General features: G+C 51.5%; 17 protein-coding genes. 7 read left to right on the plus strand and 10 right to left on the minus strand.

Features of this window, described 5'->3' with window-relative positions:
- Positions 1 to 43: 43 nt before the first annotated feature.
- The 6 genes from MKZ35_RS07905 to MKZ35_RS07930 form a co-directional block, all read right to left on the minus strand.
- Complete coding sequence (locus MKZ35_RS07905; RefSeq protein WP_482512688.1) at positions 44 to 379, minus strand: PIN domain-containing protein; 336 nt, start codon at positions 377 to 379, stop codon at positions 44 to 46.
- Positions 380 to 657: 278 nt separating this feature from the next.
- Positions 658 to 1,161 carry a transposase gene (locus MKZ35_RS07910; RefSeq protein ID WP_482512689.1) on the minus strand — a complete coding sequence of 168 codons (504 nt, stop codon included), beginning with the start codon at positions 1,159 to 1,161 and terminating at the stop codon, positions 658 to 660.
- Positions 1,162 to 1,172: 11 nt separating this feature from the next.
- Entirely contained in the window at positions 1,173 to 1,562 is a 390-nt protein-coding gene (locus MKZ35_RS07915; protein WP_482512690.1) for a MarR family winged helix-turn-helix transcriptional regulator, read from the minus strand.
- A 423-nt stretch (positions 1,563 to 1,985) separates the two neighbouring features.
- Positions 1,986 to 2,969 carry a hypothetical protein gene (locus MKZ35_RS07920; protein ID WP_482512691.1) on the minus strand — a complete coding sequence of 328 codons (984 nt, stop codon included), beginning with the start codon at positions 2,967 to 2,969 and terminating at the stop codon, positions 1,986 to 1,988.
- 147 nt (positions 2,970 to 3,116) lie between these two features.
- Entirely contained in the window at positions 3,117 to 4,202 is a 1,086-nt protein-coding gene (locus tag MKZ35_RS07925; protein ID WP_482512692.1) for a tyrosine-type recombinase/integrase, read from the minus strand.
- A complete protein-coding gene (locus MKZ35_RS07930; RefSeq protein WP_482512693.1) occupies positions 4,199 to 4,600 on the minus strand; it encodes a single-stranded DNA-binding protein in 402 nt (133 codons plus the stop codon). The genes MKZ35_RS07925 and MKZ35_RS07930 overlap by 4 nt, the downstream gene beginning before the upstream one ends.
- Positions 4,601 to 4,953: 353 nt before the next feature.
- Here MKZ35_RS07930 and MKZ35_RS07935 point away from each other — a divergent pair, with 353 nt between their 5' ends.
- From MKZ35_RS07935 to MKZ35_RS07950, 4 genes are all read left to right on the plus strand, one after another.
- Complete coding sequence (locus tag MKZ35_RS07935; RefSeq protein ID WP_482512694.1) at positions 4,954 to 5,505, plus strand: RNA polymerase sigma factor; 552 nt, start codon at positions 4,954 to 4,956, stop codon at positions 5,503 to 5,505.
- Positions 5,506 to 5,535: 30 nt separating this feature from the next.
- On the plus strand, positions 5,536 to 5,856 hold the full coding sequence (locus MKZ35_RS07940) for a hypothetical protein (protein ID WP_482512695.1): 321 nt from the start codon (positions 5,536 to 5,538) through the stop codon (positions 5,854 to 5,856).
- Between the two features lie 153 nt (positions 5,857 to 6,009).
- Entirely contained in the window at positions 6,010 to 6,507 is a 498-nt protein-coding gene (locus MKZ35_RS07945) for a hypothetical protein (protein ID WP_482512696.1), read from the plus strand.
- A 179-nt stretch (positions 6,508 to 6,686) separates the two neighbouring features.
- A complete protein-coding gene (locus tag MKZ35_RS07950) occupies positions 6,687 to 7,883 on the plus strand; it encodes an aspartate aminotransferase family protein (protein ID WP_482512697.1) in 1,197 nt (398 codons plus the stop codon).
- A gap of 123 nt (positions 7,884 to 8,006) precedes the next feature.
- Here the strand turns inward: MKZ35_RS07950 and MKZ35_RS07955 are convergent, their stop codons facing one another.
- Both MKZ35_RS07955 and MKZ35_RS07960 read right to left on the minus strand, forming a co-directional pair.
- On the minus strand, positions 8,007 to 8,384 hold the full coding sequence (locus tag MKZ35_RS07955; protein WP_482512698.1) for a response regulator: 378 nt from the start codon (positions 8,382 to 8,384) through the stop codon (positions 8,007 to 8,009).
- A gap of 74 nt (positions 8,385 to 8,458) precedes the next feature.
- The gene (locus MKZ35_RS07960; protein WP_482512699.1) at positions 8,459 to 12,562 is read right to left on the minus strand and encodes a PAS domain S-box protein; all 4,104 of its coding nucleotides are present in this window, start codon (positions 12,560 to 12,562) and stop codon (positions 8,459 to 8,461) included.
- Positions 12,563 to 12,767: 205 nt separating this feature from the next.
- Between MKZ35_RS07960 and MKZ35_RS07965 the strand changes: the two genes are divergently transcribed.
- Entirely contained in the window at positions 12,768 to 13,844 is a 1,077-nt protein-coding gene (locus MKZ35_RS07965) for a glycosyltransferase (RefSeq protein ID WP_482512838.1), read from the plus strand.
- 46 nt (positions 13,845 to 13,890) lie between these two features.
- Positions 13,891 to 14,790: a tRNA (adenosine(37)-N6)-dimethylallyltransferase MiaA gene (gene miaA / locus MKZ35_RS07970; protein ID WP_482512839.1), complete on the plus strand. Its 900-nt coding sequence runs from the start codon at positions 13,891 to 13,893 to the stop codon at positions 14,788 to 14,790.
- 24 nt (positions 14,791 to 14,814) lie between these two features.
- Here the strand turns inward: miaA and MKZ35_RS07975 are convergent, their stop codons facing one another.
- Both MKZ35_RS07975 and pfkA read right to left on the minus strand, forming a co-directional pair.
- Positions 14,815 to 15,453, minus strand: a complete 639-nt coding sequence (locus MKZ35_RS07975) for a hypothetical protein (protein ID WP_482512700.1) — start codon at positions 15,451 to 15,453, stop codon at positions 14,815 to 14,817.
- Positions 15,454 to 15,593: 140 nt separating this feature from the next.
- Positions 15,594 to 16,565, minus strand: coding sequence for a 6-phosphofructokinase (gene pfkA, locus MKZ35_RS07980; RefSeq protein WP_482512701.1), 972 nt, complete (start codon positions 16,563 to 16,565; stop codon positions 15,594 to 15,596).
- Positions 16,566 to 16,693: 128 nt separating this feature from the next.
- Between pfkA and MKZ35_RS07985 the strand changes: the two genes are divergently transcribed.
- On the plus strand, positions 16,694 to 17,269 hold the full coding sequence (locus tag MKZ35_RS07985; protein WP_482512702.1) for a tellurite resistance TerB family protein: 576 nt from the start codon (positions 16,694 to 16,696) through the stop codon (positions 17,267 to 17,269).
- Positions 17,270 to 17,279: the final 10 nt, after the last annotated feature.

Genomic DNA, 17,279 nt, shown 5'->3' on the forward strand with positions numbered 1-17,279 from the left:
TATATTGTTTGATGCGAAAAAAATTGACCATGTGCTTGAAGTTTCAACTTACCAAGCTGTCTACCTTAATAATGCTTGAAATGGCAATGTGCTGTGCGTCAGATAGAAATTTTGGTGTTAGCACACCCTCCTTTACGTAACTGTCTGCAAGGTCTAACTGCTCGTCAGTAATACTGATAAGTTCTATAAACTTCACTGGGATTGTTTCGGGCAATGTGCGAACATTCAGTGGTGCGTCTTGAAGTTCCCCGATAGTGATGTCTGAAAGTATGACAGTAAATTTTCCTTGTCGTGCCTGCTCAATAAAGGGAATTGTCCACTCGGAAAATTCTTTGTCATAGTAACCGCCCCAAACAGATGTGTCAACGTAAAATTTCATGTCGCTAAGTTAGGGTTTTGTCAGCTATAAGGTTGGTCTGTACGCTTGCCGCTTACGGTTTGGGGCTTGGCGATGGCAGGGAATTTTATAATTGTCAGCCCGTAACCGCAGCCCAATAGAATTACTAAAGTTGAAATTATGAATAAAAAGCTGAGTAAAGAAATGTCAGCCCGAACTACTGCTGATAGTAGTACTAAAGCTGATGACATGCACGTCAGCCCTGCTATTGCCAAACCCAATGTTAGCGGTTCGTTGTTCTTCTTCAGCTCGTATTGTTCTTAATTTATTTTCAAGTTCATTAATTTTACACAAAGTGGAATTAGTCCTAATGAAACTGCAATAAAAATTCCAACTCTGATATAGTTTAGATTTCTCCACATGGTTGTTTTGTTCAGCAAGTTAGTTCCGATACTTTCCAAATTAGCAATTTTTTGAAATTCAATTATATTAGGTGCAAAATAAATAAGTGTCCATACACGAACAGCAAAATGAATGGCAAATAAAATTAAAAGCGGATTTCTAATATTGAGTTTCCAACAGAAAAATATTGCTAAAATAAAAGTGATTTCGTGCAATGAATGGATAATTATCCAAAAAAATTTAAGGTCAAGTCCATACTTGCCTTTGAACATTTGAAACGTTTCTGGTGGTGAGGCTGTCCATTTTGGAACGATTACCGCAGTTTCAAAAATTTGTGCACCGTTCATTAAAAAATAAACAAGTGTTGTAATGAATAGCCAAATTTCGGCTCTGTTTAAGTATTGAGTTGTAATATTTTCCATTTTTAATATTTTTATTTTGTGTTGAGTTTATTTGTTGTTTCATTCATTATTTCAATTGCTTGTGAAAAGTAGGCTTCTATAATTTTAATTTCATTCTCTGTAAATGAACCGATTAGATTTTCTGATTTTTTTTGCAATTCAGCAAAAAGTGGCTCTAAAAGTGTCATTATATTTTTAGAATTTGGTTCAATGATAACTTTCCGTCTGTCGTCCTTTAAAAATTGTCTTTTTACTAATTTTTTCTTTTCAAGTCGGTCAATTAAACCTGTTACAGCACCTGTTGTCAAGCCTGTTAAACTTGAAAGTTCTCCTGCGGTCATCTGCCCGTTTTGAATTAAAAGTCCTAAGTATTTATGGTCAGTTCCTGAAAGTCCTGCCTTTCGGGCAATGGCTTCGTGCATCAGAATTGATGTGTCTGAATATTGTCGGCTTAGTATTCTTATGCGTTGGATTAAGTCGTTATTCATTTTATATCTTATTAAATAAGTATCTTAGATACAAAGATAATATTAAATACACAACTTGTCCAAATAATTTCTGAAAAAAATTAAAAAATTGAATTGTCGAAAATGGATTTTGCCGGAATGTTGTAATTGTGTAGAGTGTCGCTTTACAATGACCGCTAACGGACGGGGCTTGGCGATGGCAGGGCATTCAATGAATTTTCAGCCGGAACAAAAGTACAGTACTCGAACAAATAGTTGAAATTATGATTCATAGCTCAATAGAGAATTCTCAGCCCGGAACTGTAGCCCAATAGCGAACAAAAGCTGATGAAATGCACGTCAGCCCAGCTATTGCCAATGCAATGTTGTGCGTTCGTTTTATTTCACTCCAAATTTTTTGTTTTTAAAATCTATGATTATTGTTTTGTCCCAGAACAAATAATTTCCTGTAGTGCCATCGGTGGTTTTGTCAGTCCCTAAACCGCTATGATTTGCATATACCTCCACATTTGAAAACGTTTGTCCGGCAAGTGTAAAAGTGTCGATAATCAATTTTCCCGTTACATTATGTTTTGTACCCCAAGAAGAAACTTGTATTGTGTCAATGTCAGGTAAAGTTGAAAATTTTGAAATATTTTTTGCTTGTGTAATTATAGGAAATAAACTTGAACCATTGTCAAACATAATTCTATACTTTTTATTATGAATTTTCATTGGCAAAATGATTTCTCCATTTTTACCTAACTCAATATTAATAAGGTTTATGGAAAATTGTTTTGGCATTTTGTTACAAATTGCAAATCGTTTATTTGGATAGTCAATTATTAGGATTTTATTTTTAAATAAATCTGCGCCAATTGTTCCTAAATGAAAAGCGTCTGTCAAATTTGGATTGGCTATTTGTTCTCCATAGCTTCTGTAAATGAAACTCACTTGGTTTGTCGCTGTATAATTTCCAAAACTTATTTTACAATTTTTAAAAACTATATTTTTATTCCAAAATTGAAGTGGGCTTTTAAGCCTTCCAATTTTATTTCTCAAGCCTTGTCTTAAAGGATAGAAAGAACTAAATGAATTTTCATAAACACCTGTCAGGTTTGCACCTAAGTCAAATTGAAATGTAAATACATTGGGAAGTCCTTCTAACTTACAAGGAATTTGCATAGAGGCTTTTTCATAGAATTTTCCACTTAAAGTATCTCCGCCCCAATCAAATTTTGCCCAAGAAATTTCTGTTTTATCGGTTGAGTTGTTTGTTAATTTCCAATTCGTGTATGTTGTCTTGTTTGTCAAATATGAGATGCCAAAAACTGCAATAAATATTAGAAGTATCAACCCTAAAAGTTTCATGATTCTTTTCATTCGATAATTATAGGGTTCGTGAAAATGACGCACAACATTAGGGTTCCCGAAACCCGGGAGGCCCGCCAACTTCGGGAACCGGCGCTTTATCCGCAACAAACCTTCGGGAAGCATCCCAAAATTGGGATGCTTCCCGAAGGTTTGTTTTTATAGTCCCAAGGAATCCAAGGGCGAGGCGGGACGAGTATGTTGGGCAACATGCGTGTAAATTTCGGTGGTTTTGATGCTGCTGTGTCCCAGCAACTCCTGGATGATGCGAATGTTGGTGCCCATTTCGAGCAAGTGGGTGGCATACGAATGGCGGAGCATGTGCAGGGTGATGGGCCGGCGGATGCCGATTCGCTCAGCGGCCTGCTTCACCACCAGCTGCAAGCTACGTTCGCCGTAGGGCTCGCCGGGCCGCTGGCCTTCGAAAAGAAACGTGACGGGCCGAAACTGCCGGAACTGTTCCCGTAGCAGCTGCAACAGGCTCTCGGGTAGGGGCAAGTCCCGGTCTTTCTTGCCTTTGCCGCCCCGCACGTACAAGGCCATGCGCTTGCTGTCGATGTCGGCGGGGGTGAGGGCCAGTACTTCGCCCAGGCGCAGGCCCAGGCCGTAGGCCAGCATCAGCATGGCGCGGTGTTTCAGGTTATGGGTACCGTGCAGCAGGTCGCGCACTTCCTCCCTGGCCAATACTTTGGGGTTGGTTTGCGGCCGTTTGGGGCGGGGCACCTCGTAGTACTGGCGCGGCTGGCCCTCCACCTGCTCATAATAAAACTTGATGGCGTTGATGAGGGTATTCTGGTAGGCCTCGGATATACCGGTTGCCACGCGCCCGGCCAGGTAGTCGAGCACCGTCTGCTTGTCCAGCTCTAGGGGCAGGCGGGGAGTGTGGTGCGTCAGAAACTGCTGGAAGGCGCCCCGGTAGCTTTTCAGCGTCTGGGAGCTGTAACGCTTGAGCACGATAAACTGGCAGTAGCGGGCCAGCAGCACCTCGTGTGGCGTGGGCGGGGGCGGGGCGATGGCCAGGGCGGGCACCACCGGCACCTGTAGCGGTACGCCCAGCCGCTGGCAGGCGGCCCGCACCGGGGCCACGGCTTCAGGCGTGGCCGCCAGCAGGTAGCCGCGGGCGCCGGCTTCGTAGCGCACGCCGGCCGCCAGCAGGGCCGCGCGCACGGTGGCATCGGAGTACGGAAAAAATACCCGAAACCCGGTACGGTCGTCGGTTAGGTGCAGCGATACGGCAGTTTTCATGGCGCCAGGGACGGCACTTCGCCGGTTTTCTTGTCCAGCAGCAGCACCTGCTCGCCGATTATTTCCGTGATGTAGTGGCGCACCCCGGCGGGGTCGTCGTAATGGCGGGTTTTCAGCTTGCCTTCTACATACACCAAACTGCCTTTGCGCAGGTAGGCCTGGGCCAGCTCCGCTAAGCCGCGCCACAGCACGATGGTGTGCCAGTCGGTGGTGGTGCGCGGCTGTCCGCTTTTATCACGGTAGGTTTCGGAGGTAGCCAAGGAGAACTTCGCCACGGCTAGGTTGCCGTCCAGCACCTGCACCTCCGGGTCTTTGCCCACATTGCCGATTAGGGTTACTTTGTTTAGTCCGCGCATAATGAGTAAGCTGAAATAAGAAGCGGCCGGAAGCAAGACCATAGCTGGTCGGTACCGGCCGCTTCTTAAAAATAGGACTTACGCACTAAGGATGTAGCGCGAAGCTTCCGCTTCGCGTATCGTGGCTGAGTATCAACTGATTCCGTTCAACGAGACGCGAAGCGGAAGCTTCGCGCTACAAGCCTACGCCCCCTTTTTGCGTAAGTCCTGAAAAAATAAGATTGAATAGGTTTGGCGGCTCCTTGGTAGCTGTATAGGCAGCCCGCGGTGCCTGCCTGCCTGCTTCTTGGAGCGTATGTGGCAATTATCAGGCTACCTTGCTTCCGCTCATTAAACCCCCTCCTACCTTCGCGTCTAACCGCCGTTCTTAGCCCGATTTACACCCGCTTCGCCGTTTGGAAGACCACGACATTCTCCTCAAATTCCAGGACCCCGCCAGCCGCAATGTGGCCTTCAACCAGCTGGTGCGCAAGTATCAGCAGAAGGTGTACTGGCACGTGCGCAAAATGGTGGTAGACCATAACGATGCCGACGACCTGACCCAGGATACGTTTGTGAAGGTGTGGAAGCACCTGGGCAACTTTCGCCAGGATGCCTCCCTCTACACCTGGATTTACCGGATTGCCACCAACGAGTGCCTGAACTTTCTGCAAAGCAAGCGCCGCAAGTTTTTCCTGCCGATGAACGACGTGGGGGCCGAATTAGCGGCCAAAATAGAAGCTGACCCGCTGCTGGCCGGCGATGAGATAGAGCGCAAGCTGCAAAAAGCCATTCTCCGTCTCCCTGACAAACAGCGCCTGGTGTTCAACCTCAAATACTACGACGAGATGACCTACGAGCAGATGGCCGACGTAACGGGCACCTCTGTAGGCGCGCTCAAAGCCTCGTACCACCACGCCGTCAAAAAGATTGAGCAATTCGTGACCGAAGAATCTACTACTGATTAAACCTCCCAGCCCTAGCCACATCCAACGCATATGAAAACTCCTTTTCGGCTCGATGACTACCCGCGCCGGCCGCATCCCCCGCTGGCTCCTCCCCCGGCTGGCTACTTCGACCAGCTGCCGCGCCAGATAATGGCTCGCGTGCAGCCCGAGGCTACCACTGAGTCGGTGACGTGGGGCTGGCTGACAAACCTCTCCCGACCTCTGCGCACGGCTTTAGCCTCGGCGCTTGTGCTGGGGGGCTTTTCTACGGCCTTCTACTTAAGTCAACCGGCTACAGCGCCCAGCAATTCACCCCCAGCAGTGCGCTGGCGGCGGTTCCTGAGTCGGCATTGGTTAATTATCTGGCCATAAATAACGAGCTAGAAACGGAGGACTTAGCTTCTCTGCCTCTGCCCGACGACAACCTGATGGCTTACTTTCTGCAAGCTTCCCCCAAGAGCTTGAAGCGGCCTTAGGGCCGCAGCCGCTTGACGAAGCTTATTTCTAATTTCCTTTTGTCTTCCCATGAATATTCCCTCCCTTTTATCCCGCTTAGGATTGGTGTTGGCGCTGCTCCTGACGGCCCTGCCCGGCCTGCGCGCCCAGGACAGCCGCGCCGACGTAGAGGCGCGTATTGAGAACGCGCGCATCGCCTATATCACCCGCGAGTTGGCCCTCACGCCGGAGCAGGGCCAGCGTTTTTGGCCCTTGTACAACGAGTACAGCACCAAGCGCCGCGACCTGCGCCAGTCGCACGACCAGCTGCGCCGCAGCGCTTCGCCCACCATGACCGACGACCAGGCCCGCAACAACCTCAAACAGATCATTACTATCTCGAAAAGCGAGCTGACCATGACGGAGGACTACTTCGCCAAGTTTCAAAAAGTAGTGTCGGCCCGGCAGGTGGCGCAGCTCTATAAGGCCGAGCGCGAGTTTGGCCGTGTGATGATGCGCGAAATGAAAGGCCAGCGCCAGCAAGGCCGGGCCGGTGGCCGTCCCGCTAAGCCCACCGAAGCCAATTAGCTGCTCAGGACTTTACCACTAAACCTCGAAAGGAGGCTGAGCAATCGGCCTCCTTTTTTTGTTGGTCGATTGTGGCTAGGGGCAAATTGGATAACGGAACTCCTCAAATTCACCTCTCAGATCCAGGCGCGGGCTGCGCGATGCGTACTTTTGCCCCCCAGATATCTTTTTTGACTCGCATGCTTACCCCTCGCCAACTCTTTCTTCGGCATCAAGCCCAAACATCTGACTCTCCCTTACTCCTGGAAATAGAGCGGGCGGAAGGCGTGTATATGTACGGCCCTGATGGTCGGCGCTATCTGGATTTGATTTCGGGTATTGGAGTCAGCAACGTGGGCCATCGTCATCCACGAGTCATTCAAGCCATTCAGAATCAGCTTGATAAATACTTACACCTGATGGTGTACGGCGAGTTGGTGCAAGCTCCACCAGCCGAGTTGGCGCACGCCCTCTACCAAACCCTGCCCGCCCACCTAGATGCTGTATACTTCACCAATTCTGGCACCGAAGCGGTAGAAGGAGCTCTCAAGCTAGCAAAGCGCCACACCGGCCGCACCGAGCTTATTTCCTGTCACCGCGCTTACCACGGCTCTACCCACGGCGCTTTGTCCGTTACGGGGTCCGAGGAGTTTAAGCGCAGCTACCGGCCCCTGCTGCCCGATGTGCGCCACATCGAGTTCAACTACCTCGTTGATTTACAGCACATTACTGCACGCACGGCGGCCGTTATCATCGAGACGGTGCAAGGCGAGGCGGGCGTGCGGGTACCGGAGAACAATTACCTGCAAGCCCTACGAAAACGCTGCCTCTATACCGGTACCCTACTCATTCTGGACGAGATTCAGTGTGGTTTTGGGCGCACTGGTTCCTTTTGGGCCTTCGAGCAGTTTGGGATATGGCCCGATATTCTGGTTTGCGCCAAAGGCATGGGCGGCGGCATGCCCATCGGAGCTTTTATCTCATCCCAGACTATTATGGCGGGCCTACGCAGCAATCCGGTGCTGGGCCATTGCACTACGTTTGGCGGGCATCCGGTGTCCTGCGCAGCGTCCTTAGCTACACTGCGCGTTATTTTGGAAGAAAACCTGTTAGCAGACGTAGCGGAAAAAGCCGCCCGGTTTCGCCGCCAGCTTGTACACCCTGCTATCAGGGGCGTACGCGGGCAGGGCCTGCTGATGGCCGTTGAGTTCGACTCCTACGATGTCCTCAAACCCATCATTGACCGGGCTCTGGAACATGAAGGTATTCTGACCGACTGGTTTTTGTTCTGTGACAACTCCCTGCGCTTAGCCCCACCGCTCACTATCGCTGATAGTGAAATTGACGAAGCCTGCGCCGCGCTGCTGCGGGCTATTACTTATGTAGTTAGCCATTAACAACCACGCATAAAAACGTCTGTCATCCTGATGAAGGAAGGACCTTATAGCAGTTGAACGAGTTGTTTCAACGTGATAAGGTCCTTCATCAGGATGACAGACGTTTTTCTGACAAGCTACTTCTTACCCTACGTACTGCTTTACCACGCGTACCAAGGCATCAAAGTCAAGAGGCTTAGGTAGGTAATCGGTGATGCCGGCTTCACGGAACTGCTCCATGGAGTAATTATTGGCATTGCCGGTAATAGCGATGATGGGCACCTGAGCAACTTGTGGGTTAGAGCTGCGCCGGATTTCGCGGGTGCACTCCATACCATCTTTTACCGGAATGTTGATGTCCATCAACACGCAGTCAATGGCTTGACTTTCCATCTGCTTGAGGACCTCATTCCCATTTTTGGCCGAAAGGATGTGGTATTTCTGCAGTTCCAGAATTTTTTTTGTCAGGTTCAGAATAACGGAGCTATCCTCCGCAATCAGAATCGTTTTGGACTCGGCCATGATGGAATAGATTTAGTTTCAGATGATATGATGTGAAGAGAGAAAAGACTGGAAATTATGGCGTATAGATTGAATTAAACTGCTTGCGTGACTTCAGGGTAAGTTGCAACGAACTCCCTAAAGTAACGCAACAAGGAGGAGAAACGCTGCTCTATGCCGGCAAACTTACCTTCTTTAATGGTATGTTCCAGACTCTTAGCGCATTCGGCCAGCTGATTTATGCCCAGCGTAAAGCCTGTGCCTTTCAGCTGATGTAAATGTGGCAAGATCTGCGTGTACTCTTTTACTTTGACCAGCGCCGTGGCTTCTTCCAGCAGTTGGGCTACCTCGCGCTCAAAGTCATTATAGAGCTGCGCGGCAAACTCACTGCCTCCCAGTTGCCGAAGCTGCTCCAGCACAGCGGTATCAATGCTGCTGGCGGTTTCTTCAGGCAGCGGCTCTGCCACCGGCTCAGGCGTAGGTATTAGTTCGGGTTCTTGCACGGCTACCTCTGCGCCCACGAGGCGAAGTGTTGGTGCTGCTGGCTCCATCGTTATAGTGGTCCAGCGTCGCAGCACGGCATACAAGTCCTGGGTCTTGACGGGCTTCGACACATAGTCATCCATGCCTTCCTGCACGAAGCGCTCCGCGTCTTCCTTCATAGAATAAGCCGTCATGGCCACTACGGGGGGCGTTTTTTTGCCTAAGCGCCGCCGAATCTCGTTCATAGCCGTCACGCCGTCCATCTCCGGCATCTGGATGTCCATGAAGATGACGTCGTAAGTGGCCTTCGGATCAGTGGCTTTGCTAATGGCTTCAAATCCGTCGCTGGCCACGTCTATCTTACAGCCTAGGCGGTCGAGCAGGCGGACGGCTACCTTCTGGTTGATGGGGTTATCATCGACGAGCAGCACCTGGGGGGAATTTTCGAAGTGCGATACTTCCTGCGTCCGCTCGCGGGCCGTAATGCGCTCCTGCAAAATCTCGTCCTCATTGCGAGCCACCTTGCATTGAATTGTAAACCAGAACGTGCTGCCCACGCCTTCATTGGATATCACGCCAATTTCGCCCCCCAGCAACTCAGCCAGCTGCTTACTGATGGCCAGACCCAAGCCCGTACCACCAAATGATTTGGTAGGCGTGGTATCGAGCTGGGTAAAATTGGTAAAGAGCAGCTTCTCATTCTCCGCCGAGATACCAATACCCGAGTCTTGCACGGCAAAGCGCAAGGTGTGGTTATCACCATCCGTCGATACCGACGCCACCTGAATATTCACCAGCCCTTGGGAAGTGAACTTGATGGCGTTGGAGGTGAGGTTGGATAATATCTGGAGCAGGCGCGTTTCGTCTGTATGGATGAAGCGCGGTGTGTGCGGCGTAACACTGTAATTGAACTGCAGGTCCTTTTGGGCCGCACGGTTCGAGAACAGCGAGTGCAGCTTGTCGAGCGTGTAGTACAGATCGATGCCGGCTTCGCTGAGCTGAAGCTTGCCGGCCTGTATCTTCGACAAGTCCAGAATATCGTTCAAAATAGCCAGCAGCGCGTCCGACGACTTGCGCAGCGTATCCACGTAGTCCTCCTGCTCCTCGCTCGAAACGGTCTGGTGCAAGAGGTCAATCATGCCGATAATGCCATTCATGGGCGTACGCAGCTCATGGCTCATATTAGCCAGGAACTGGGTTTTAGCATGCAGCGCAGCCTCAGCCTCATTTTTTGCCCCCCGCAGATCTTCCTGAATCTGATTCAGCTCCGTAATGTCGCGCGCAATGCCCTCCGTACCACTCAGCGCCCCCGATACGGCGCGGGCATTGATGAGCAGTGGGACGCCATGGCCATTTTTATGGCGCAGGGTAGCAGGGAAGTTACGTAATGATCCGTTCGTAGCTACCTCTGTTAGGAGTAGGTCACGATCAATGGGATTCACATAATAATCTACAATGCGCTTACCGAGCACCTCCTCCGGCTTATACCCCAGCACCTCATATACCGAGGGGCTCACGATAGTAATAATGCCCTGATCGTCAGTACGATAGTAGATATCCTGAAAGGACTCGAAGATGGCCCGGAATTTTTCTTCCTGGGCGGCCAGCTCCAGCTGCGAGCTTTTCGTCGCTGTAATATCGTGGGCCATCCCCGAAATCTCCTCGAAGGAGCCGTCGTCGAGGTAGATTGGGTTGAGGTAGATTTCCCGCCACGTATCCTGGCCGCGAGCGTCGCGCAGGCGCACTTCAAACCGTTGCGCCAAGCCCTGGAAAGCTTTTTTGTAGTTCTCCTGAAAAAGCTCGTGGGCATCCTCGTCCATCATAGCCATATCGGCCTGCCAGAGGTTCACATTCAGGGCCGGGTACACGCCGTTGCGCCGCAGAAAGTAAGCGGCATAGTTGCGGTTGAAGGAAGTGAGGCGCGAATGCATATCCACAGACCACATCAGGTGGGAGCCACTTTCAAAAATAGCGTTCAGACGCGCGTTCTGCTTGTTAATCATTTCTTCATTGCGCTTGCGCTCAATGGCCAGGGCTACCTGGTTGGAAATGAAGTGCAGAATCTCAATATCGGTGGTCGCGTAGGCATCGGCTTTGTGATAATCCTGCACGGCAATCACCCCGATAATGCGTTCGCCAATGCTCAATGGAGAACACAGCATCACCTCCGGCATTAGGCCAAAGGCGGTGATGGTACCGTCTGCAATCAGCTCGTGGAGCTCGTGCTTCAGCAAAAACTGCGGCCGACCGGTTTGGATGATGTATTCTGATACGCCCGTGGAGAACGGCCGGGCGCCCATGCCGCGGCTGCCCTGGGAGTTTTGATCAACGAAATACGCGAATTGCAGGGTGGTGCGGGCGTCGTCGCAGAGGGCAATGTAGAAGTTATTGGTTTCGATAATCTTGCTCAGCTCCCGATGAATCGCGCCGTAAAGCGAATTCAAATCTTTGGAGCTAATTGCCAGATTAGCAATACTATAATACACTTTCTGCAAGCGCTCCGCCTTAATACGATCGGTGATATCATGCAGAATGGCGCGGGTCGAAACCGGCTCATTGTCCTGCCAGGAGCAGGAGATACTGCCAATCAGGTGAACTGGCTTGCCCGTTTTAGTCAGAAATACAGTTTCGAGCTTATTGACCTTCTCACCCTTATACAGATTGCGCAGCTGATACAGCAGCTTGGCTTTGTAATAGGGATGCACTACCTCGCTGAGAGTCAGCTGCGTAAGATCATCATCGGTATAGCCCAGCTTTTCCTTCCAGGCTTTGTTCACAAACAGAAAGCGATTATCAATGCTCAGGTTCTGAATCAGATCGTGCGCATTATCGAGGAAGTCCTGAAGGCGGTTGCGGTTGTCGGTAAGGGCGCGGGCGGCCACCATTCGGTCGGTATGGTCGCGACCCACGAAAAATGCGCCTGTGACGTTTTGGTCAAAGTCGCGGGCAAACTCTACGTGCCAATGAACCAGCCGCGTCTGGCCCAGCTTGGTTACCAGCGGAAATTCGCAGGTATCAACAACACTTTCCTCCCTGATATTTTGTAGGAATGCCTGGCGGCTTAATTCCTGGTCGGAAGCGGGCGGGAATAAATCAAAGTAGTTCTTTCCCAGCAACTCCACTCGCGAGTATTCGGTGAAGTTGAGAAAGAATTCGTTCACATCCTGGATGATGCCCTCACGGCTCACCAGCACATAGGATAGGTCGGTGCGGCTGAGCACATCGCGCAGCTGATGCTGCGTGCGTTCGGCCTGCTGGCGCTGCTCCCCCGCCTCGTGGCGCCGACGGCCCTTTGTCACGTCGCGCAAAGTGAGCTGCACGCGTATACCCACGGGCAGCTGTATACGGTGCAGCGTTACCCAGCCATCTACAGTCACATGGTCGGTTCGCCGACCATGCCACCATTTCGAGAACCGTTCCCCCGTGCGGGCCGTGAGCAGCACTGCTTCGCGCAGCATCAGATCCGAGAGCCAATGATCCTGGCGCTCGTCGGCGGGCGGCATGGCAAAGGCCATCAGGCCCGAGGTCAGCAGCATGGGCCGCGTGGTGCCCAGCATGCGTAGGGCCGTTTGGTTGCAATCTACTAGTCGGCCCTGCTCGTCGTAGAGCAATAAGCCATCATACGCATCGTCGAACAGAGTGCGGTAGAAATCCGGCTGGGCCGGCAGAGCCCCCAGCGCGGAAGGAGGAAGCGATGATGCGGAGCGAATAGGCATTGCATTGCAAGAGGTAGCACCGGCAGGTCAACTGAAATTAAACCACCGGCCAGTACGCGGTTTAACTTTCTAAATTTGTCAAAAATATATCAAAAACGGCGCTTTACCATCGGCTTTCGCATGTTGGTAAGTAGCGTTTTGTGCCCGCCTCCGTATGCGTCCTTTACTCTTTGCGGTCACCACCGACTTGAACTATGATCAGCGAATGCAGCGAATTTGCGGCAGTTTGGCGGCTCATGGGTACTCAGTGCTGTTAATTGGGCGTGAGTGGCCGGATTCTCAGCCTCTTAGCCCACAACTATACAGGCAGCATCGGTTACGGTGTTTATTTAAAAAAGGCAAGTTATTCTATTTAGAATATAACTTAAAATTGTTTTTGTATTTAATATGGCAGCGAGCCAGCGTATGGTGTGCCATCGACCTGGATACTGCCCTTCCAATGTGGCTGCGGGCTACGCTGGGCGGGCAGCCTTTTGTGTACGACGCGCACGAATTGTTCACGGAAGTACCTGAGATTGTGGGCCGACCGATCATTAAGCGCCTTTGGCAACAGGTGGAAAGCTTTATTGTACCTCGGGCTACCTTGGCTTATACAGTAGGACCAGCTTTGGCGCAATGGTTTGTGCAACAATACGGCCAACCGTTTGCGGTAGTGCGCAACGTAAGCCGCCTCGACGTGGCAGAATTGCCCCCCACGCCCCTTGCAGCTCCCGCCGACGGGTATATTCTCTACCAAGGCGTGCTGAACGAGGGCCGCGGTTTGGAAGCGCTTATTGATGCGATGCCGCAAGTGACGGCTCGGTTGGTTATTTGCGGAGAAGGCGACTTATCTACTTCGCTACGGGAGCGGGCCCGACACCTGGGGCTGCTGGCCAGTGGGCAGGTTGAGTTTCGGGGGTTTGTGCTGCCCGACGAGCTGCGCCATGTTACGCGGCGGGCCTCATTAGGCATTATGCTGCTCGAAAACCGCGGCTTGAGCTATTATTATTCTCTGGCCAATAAGTTTTTCGACTATCTGCACGCCGGCGTGCCCCAGCTCGTCGTGGACTTTCCCGAATACCGCCGCCTCAATGACGTATATGACGTAGCCGAGGTGGTAGATCTGACGCCCGATGCGTTAGCGGCGGCAATTAATCGGTTGCTGCGTGATGACCCGGCCCGCTATCATCAGCTTGCCCAAAACTGCCGCCGCGCCCGCCTTGAGCTGAACTGGCAGCGCGAGGAGCAAACCTTACTGGCACTCTACGCTACCTTACTCCAACCGGCGCCTGTACCGGCTTAATAATGCCTGATTCTTTGTCTAAAAAGCCCCCCAGCGCCCTACGCTGCTGGTAGTAGCCGGCCCGACGGCCGTCGGGAAAACGGCGCTGTGTGTTCGACTGGCCCAGCGTCTGCAAACCGTGGTAGTATCGGCCGACTCGCGGCAGTTTTTCCGGGAGCTGAGCATTGGTACGGCCAAACCTACGCCTGCGGAAATGCAGGGCGTACTCCACTATTTTATTGATTCGCATTCTATTTCGGAGGAATACAATGCGGGGCGCTTCGAGGCAGATTGCCTGGCTTTGCTGGAACAGCTATTTCAGGATTATGCCGTGGTTATTCTGACGGGTGGCTCGGGTTTGTATCTACAGGCCGTGACGGAAGGCTTCGACATGATGCCGCCGATCGGGCCGGAGGTGCGGGCTGGCTTGCAGCAGGAGCTGGCTGCACACGGCCTGGAGCCGCTGGTAGCGGAACTGCTTACTACTGACCCCGTTACGTATGCCCGCCTCGACCGCCAGAACCCGCAGCGAGTGCTACGAGCCCTGGAAGTTACGCGCGGTACGGGGCAGCCCTTTTCAAGCTTTCATGCGCTGAAAAATGCCCCCCAGCGCCCATTTCAGTCCCTGAAAATCGCCCTTTCGCGGGAGAGGGAAGAGCTGTACGCCCGCATTGATCAGCGCGTAGACGAGATGCTGGCGGCGGGGCTGCTGGCGGAAGTAGAATCGGTGGCTGCACACCGCCACCACAACGCGCTGCAAACTGTGGGTTATCAGGAAATATTCGATTTTCTGGACGAAACCCAGGACTGGCCCGAAACCGTGCGTCTGCTTAAGCGTAATACCCGCCGCTACGCCAAGCGCCAGCTTACCTGGCTACGCCGCGACCCGGCGTATCACTGGCTGCACGCTGATACAGCCGAAGAACAGATTCTAGCATTTCTGGCCGCTCCAACTAATGAGGAGTGACACGAGGAAAGGGATTAGATGAATTTAAAAGCGCCGACCTACTTTAACTTGCAGGGCTAGGAGTGAATTGCCAAACGTGTCGTTTTGAAACGAGGTTTTGCCGCCTATCAACCAATCTTGTGTCTGGCCAAGCCGAAGGTCAAGGTTGAGGGAAAACATATAACCAGCATGAAAACCTTTTTCATGTTCGAGGTCTAAGCTGGTTTCGTTGGTGGCAAAGTCAATGTGATTTTGCGGATAGCCATACCGGTTAGAATAGCCAACATAGCCGCCGCCACCCAGGAAAAACCGTGCTTGCCGATCATTGCCGAAAGGGTACATATAAAATTCCTGCTCCAGGTTAGTCGTCTGGTAGCTCAGAGCCACAGGCACATTTACGCCGGGACTGCCAGGTCGTTGCGGATTATAGACCGTTTGAATTCTGTCCTCACTACTACTACCACCGGCAAAAGCCAAGCGTGTGCCCGAGCCAAGGTGCCGTAAAAAAAGCATTTCGTATTCCAAATGCGCTTTCAGCAGCATATAATCGCCGGTGCCCATTCCGGCCGTTCCAACTCCCAATTGGAGGGTTCCTGAAGGGCTTACATTGGTTGACTGTGCGCTGACTGAAAAGGCAGTTATACTGAGTATAAAGGCTAAAAAAACACGGAGACAAGAAATCATAATTATGGATATTGAAAGGATGAAGGGAAGGAAAATAATACGTGTCAGCAATGTATAATTTAAATATATGACTAAAGTATAGCGCACAAAAAAAGCGCCCTTTCGGGCGCCTGTAATTGATATGGATACTTATCCAGATCCTACACTGACAGAATCTCTACCATGCGCATAAAGCTTTGGTTAATAAGCTTTTTCTTGTAAATGGTGTCGTGAAATGGCGTGTAAACCAGCTTGCGGTCTACGATGCCGGCCATCACGTTGCGCATACCGTTCATCAGGCCTTCCACGGCGGCTATCCCGATTTGAGAGCCCAAAAGGCGGTCGGCGGCGGTTGGGGAGCCACCGCGCTGCACATGGCCAATGATAGTAACGCGGGTATCCATCTCGGGAATAGCTTCCTTTACTTTGGCGGCTACGCTGGTGGCGCTGCCTTCCTCATCTCCTTCGGCCACAATGACGATAAAGGAGGTTTTGGAGCGTTTCCAGCCAGTTCGCAAGGTATCAATGACGGATTCGGTCGACATCTGCGTTTCCGGAATCATCACAATTTCGGCCCCGCCGCCAATGGCGCACGGAATGGCGATGTAGCCCGAGTCGCGGCCCATTACCTCAATGAAAAAGCAGCGGTCGTGCGAGTCGGCCGTATCGCGGATCTTATCAATTGCCTCCAGCGCCGTATTTACGGCCGTATCGTAGCCGATGGTATAGTCTGTACCAAAAAGGTCGTTGTCGATGGTGCCGGGCGCGCCGACTGTTGGAATGCCGAACTCCTGCTCAAAAAGCATGGCTCCGGTAAACGTACCGTTGCCGCCGATAGCTACTAGCCCGTCAATTTTATGATTGCTAAGTTGGTCGAAAGCCTGCTGCCGCCCTTCCTTAGTCATGAATGTCTGGCTGCGCGCTGATTTGAGAATGGTGCCGCCCTTCTGCACGGTGTTCGAAACCGAGGCGGAGTCAAGCTTCACGATTTCGCCTTTAATCATCCCCTTAAAGCCGCGCATAATGCCGTAAACCTCAATGCCGTGGTACACGGCCGTGCGCACCACGGCGCGGATACAAGCATTCATGCCGGGCGAGTCGCCGCCACTGGTAAAAACTGCAATACGTTTCATCACTAATCAAAATTGAAAGCTGCCTAAAGCGGCGGGGCAAAGGTGGCAAATCCAAGCTAAATATTGCAGCAGTCGCTTGCCAAGTTCTAAAAAGCCCCCACGGCTGGCTATTTTTTGGCCATCTGCGTATGCGACGCTATTGGAACCTTCAGGTCAACCGCCTACCTTACCGTATGGTCGGAGCCTGCGTTTCGATTGGTAGTGCCGTTCCCGTCCCATCCACCCTGTACTTAAGCAACGCGCCGTATGTTTGGTTTTTTGAAAATGAGCAAACCAAGAAGATCAAAAGCCATATCGTGAACCTGGCCGCGCTGGCCAAGGCCGATGGTCATATTGATGAGCGAGAAATGAATTTTATCGTGGCAATTGGCCGAAAAAACGGCATGCGCCCGGCTGACGTGCGCAGTGTCGTGGCCAACTCAGGCAGCGTAGGATTGCTCCTGCCCGATAACGACTCCGAACGCTTCGACCAGATATTCGACCTGGTGGATATGATGCTAGCCGACGGCGTGGTAGACGACCATGAGATGGAATTTTGCGTTGATATGGCCTGCAAGCTGGGCTTCCGCAAAGCTATTGTGGGGATGCTCGTACGCAAGATTTCGCTGGGCGTGAAAGATGGCTTGCCCCGCGAGCAGATTAAGGAAGAAACCCAGGCGTTTTTAAATTCCAACGAGCAAAGCAGTGGGGGCGGCTGCGACTAGCAGGCGGGCT

It is taken from the genome of Hymenobacter sp. R533113 (genome assembly GCF_056835965.1).

Coding starts and splice junctions, on each gene's coding strand:
- MKZ35_RS07975 (WP_482512700.1), bottom strand. CDS start 15,453: ATGATTTCTTGTCTCCGTGTTTTTTTAGCCTTTATACTCAGTATAACT.
- MKZ35_RS07910 (WP_482512689.1), bottom strand. CDS start 1,161: ATGGAAAATATTACAACTCAATACTTAAACAGAGCCGAAATTTGGCTA.
- MKZ35_RS07915 (WP_482512690.1), bottom strand. CDS start 1,562: ATGCACGAAGCCATTGCCCGAAAGGCAGGACTTTCAGGAACTGACCAT.
- pfkA (WP_482512701.1), bottom strand. CDS start 16,565: ATGAAACGTATTGCAGTTTTTACCAGTGGCGGCGACTCGCCCGGCATG.
- MKZ35_RS07925 (WP_482512692.1), bottom strand. CDS start 4,202: ATGAAAACTGCCGTATCGCTGCACCTAACCGACGACCGTACCGGGTTT.
- MKZ35_RS07950 (WP_482512697.1), top strand. CDS start 6,687: ATGCTTACCCCTCGCCAACTCTTTCTTCGGCATCAAGCCCAAACATCT.
- MKZ35_RS07940 (WP_482512695.1), top strand. CDS start 5,536: ATGAAAACTCCTTTTCGGCTCGATGACTACCCGCGCCGGCCGCATCCC.
- MKZ35_RS07920 (WP_482512691.1), bottom strand. CDS start 2,969: ATGAAAAGAATCATGAAACTTTTAGGGTTGATACTTCTAATATTTATT.
- MKZ35_RS07955 (WP_482512698.1), bottom strand. CDS start 8,384: ATGGCCGAGTCCAAAACGATTCTGATTGCGGAGGATAGCTCCGTTATT.
- MKZ35_RS07905 (WP_482512688.1), bottom strand. CDS start 379: ATGAAATTTTACGTTGACACATCTGTTTGGGGCGGTTACTATGACAAA.
- MKZ35_RS07985 (WP_482512702.1), top strand. CDS start 16,694: ATGCGACGCTATTGGAACCTTCAGGTCAACCGCCTACCTTACCGTATG.
- MKZ35_RS07965 (WP_482512838.1), top strand. CDS start 12,768: ATGCAGCGAATTTGCGGCAGTTTGGCGGCTCATGGGTACTCAGTGCTG.
- MKZ35_RS07930 (WP_482512693.1), bottom strand. CDS start 4,600: ATGGTCTTGCTTCCGGCCGCTTCTTATTTCAGCTTACTCATTATGCGC.
- MKZ35_RS07945 (WP_482512696.1), top strand. CDS start 6,010: ATGAATATTCCCTCCCTTTTATCCCGCTTAGGATTGGTGTTGGCGCTG.
- MKZ35_RS07960 (WP_482512699.1), bottom strand. CDS start 12,562: ATGCCTATTCGCTCCGCATCATCGCTTCCTCCTTCCGCGCTGGGGGCT.